Below are 1,724 nucleotides of genomic sequence, written 5' to 3'. Positions count from 1 at the left end.
ATTGAGGAAGTGCCAGAGTTTTCTAAAAAGCTATCTTTTATGAATTGTGAATTGACCGATAAGCGTGTGAGTTTTCAATTTAACAATACCAATAACGAACATCTTGATCATATGGCTTCAAGCATCTGCCGCTGGGGTGAGGATTATACTCCCGTATTAGTTTATGATGGTGACAAGGAATATATTGTTGAAGATGGTGATTTTAATAAACTAACGGATCGTTTTACCGGCAAGGAAGTCGAATTATGAGTAACACAATTTCACCTAGCACAGCAGCTAGTATAGCCTCAAGAGTATATGATACTAGGAAAAATAAAAGTTTTCAGAGTGACTTTCATCTTGATTTTATTAAAAATTTTAAAATAACTAATAGTCAGATCCAAGGCGTTAGTGGTGGCTTAGTTAACCAACTATTGAATCGCAGTACTGGCTTTGCATTAACGGCACAAGGGATCTCGCCACAATTTAAACAACATCATATTATTAGTGTTCGTGGCACTGTTTTTACGTCATTTGCTGACTGGTTAACTAATGGCAATATTGCTATAACAGTTGGGCCTAAAAGTCTTGAAGTACACTCAGGATTTGAAAAAGCTTTTAGCAGTATGCAGTCTGAATTTAATGATTATGTAGCACTGCATAAACCTCATTGTTTACATGTTGTGGGTCATAGTTTGGGTGGGGCTATTGCGCAATTAACAGCGCTTTGGGCAAGTGAGAAAGGGATTGACACCAAGTTATATACCTTTGGTGCGCCAAGGGTTGTTACTGAGAGATTTGTTCACCAAGCCTCTACTAATATCGAGCATTATCGTGTTACGCATGGTGCGGACCCTGTACCAGCAGTTCCGGTATGGCCCTTTAGTCATACTGTCGGTGAGTACCAAACAGCAATGAACAGTGGGTCTTTTTTCTCGATTGGTGCGCATTCTATGGAAAAAGCCACACCTGGTTATGTCAATACCGTTGCATCATATAAGAGCTATAGCGCGATGAATAGAGCACTTAAAACGCTTAACCATAAGCATACGGTACTAAAATATGATCAACGTCATAATGCATCATTCTCTCAACGCTGGCAGCAAATCATTACCGATGCTTTAATCACTCTTTTGAAAAAAACAGGTCAGTATGCATTAATTGTCGCCCAAGCCTCTTTAAGTCATGGTTTGCAGTTTTATGACATATTAGCTCGCTGTTTGCATGGTATCGTTGTTAAGTCAACTGATGAAATAGCTGAGGAGTTAAGAGGTTTATTAGGTCACATGCTAGTTTTTGCTGGAAATAGAATACAAACGGTTAAAGAAATGAGTGTGAAGTTTATTCGCTGGGTTTTAGGCTTGATGATAAAAACACTATATACAACCGCAAAACAAGCTATTGAGCTGGTATCTTAAACCTAGATTGACGATGAAATTCTCAGTGAATAGATTAGTGGCCGAGTGCTCTGCGGCCTCAACGGCTGACGTGAGTCGTGGCATTGAGGCTACACCAGATCAAAGGGGCAAAGCGTTTGTATCCCTTTTAAAATCCTCTGCACCCCAGACTAAAAATGCTGAAAAGCGCATATTTTCGATGGGGAACTATCCCGCTTTAAAGGTAAGCGGTCAATGAACTGGTGAAGCTTATTCTGCTTCACCTAAATCAACATTCCACGGCAGCAAATCAGTCATATCATCTAATGGTGCACGCTTGGGTAATTCCGTAAAGAGATGACGGAAATA

The 1,724-nt window shown here is 39.8% G+C and carries 1 protein-coding gene and 1 pseudogene; both read left to right on the top strand.

Annotated elements, in window-relative coordinates; genetic code table 11:
* Positions 1-249 (top strand): annotated as a pseudogene (locus H5202_RS21960) (DUF6795 domain-containing protein); the annotation flags it as partial.
* Positions 246-1,397: a lipase family protein gene (locus H5202_RS21955; protein ID WP_101085091.1), complete on the top strand. Its 1,152-nt coding sequence runs from the start codon at positions 246-248 to the stop codon at positions 1,395-1,397. The pseudogene H5202_RS21960 and the gene H5202_RS21955, both read left to right, overlap by 4 nt.
* Positions 1,398-1,724: the final 327 nt, after the last annotated feature.

The organism is Shewanella sp. SG41-4 (assembly GCF_014164505.1).
Lineage (GTDB): Bacteria > Pseudomonadota > Gammaproteobacteria > Enterobacterales > Shewanellaceae > Shewanella.
Note: the sequence above shows the minus strand (reverse complement) of the source record. Positions and strands in the feature narration are given on the sequence as shown.

Bases quoted from the DNA above. Each gene is read 5' to 3' on its own strand.
- H5202_RS21955 (WP_101085091.1), top strand. From the start codon at position 246: ATGAGTAACACAATTTCACCTAGCACAGCAGCTAGTATAGCCTCAAGA.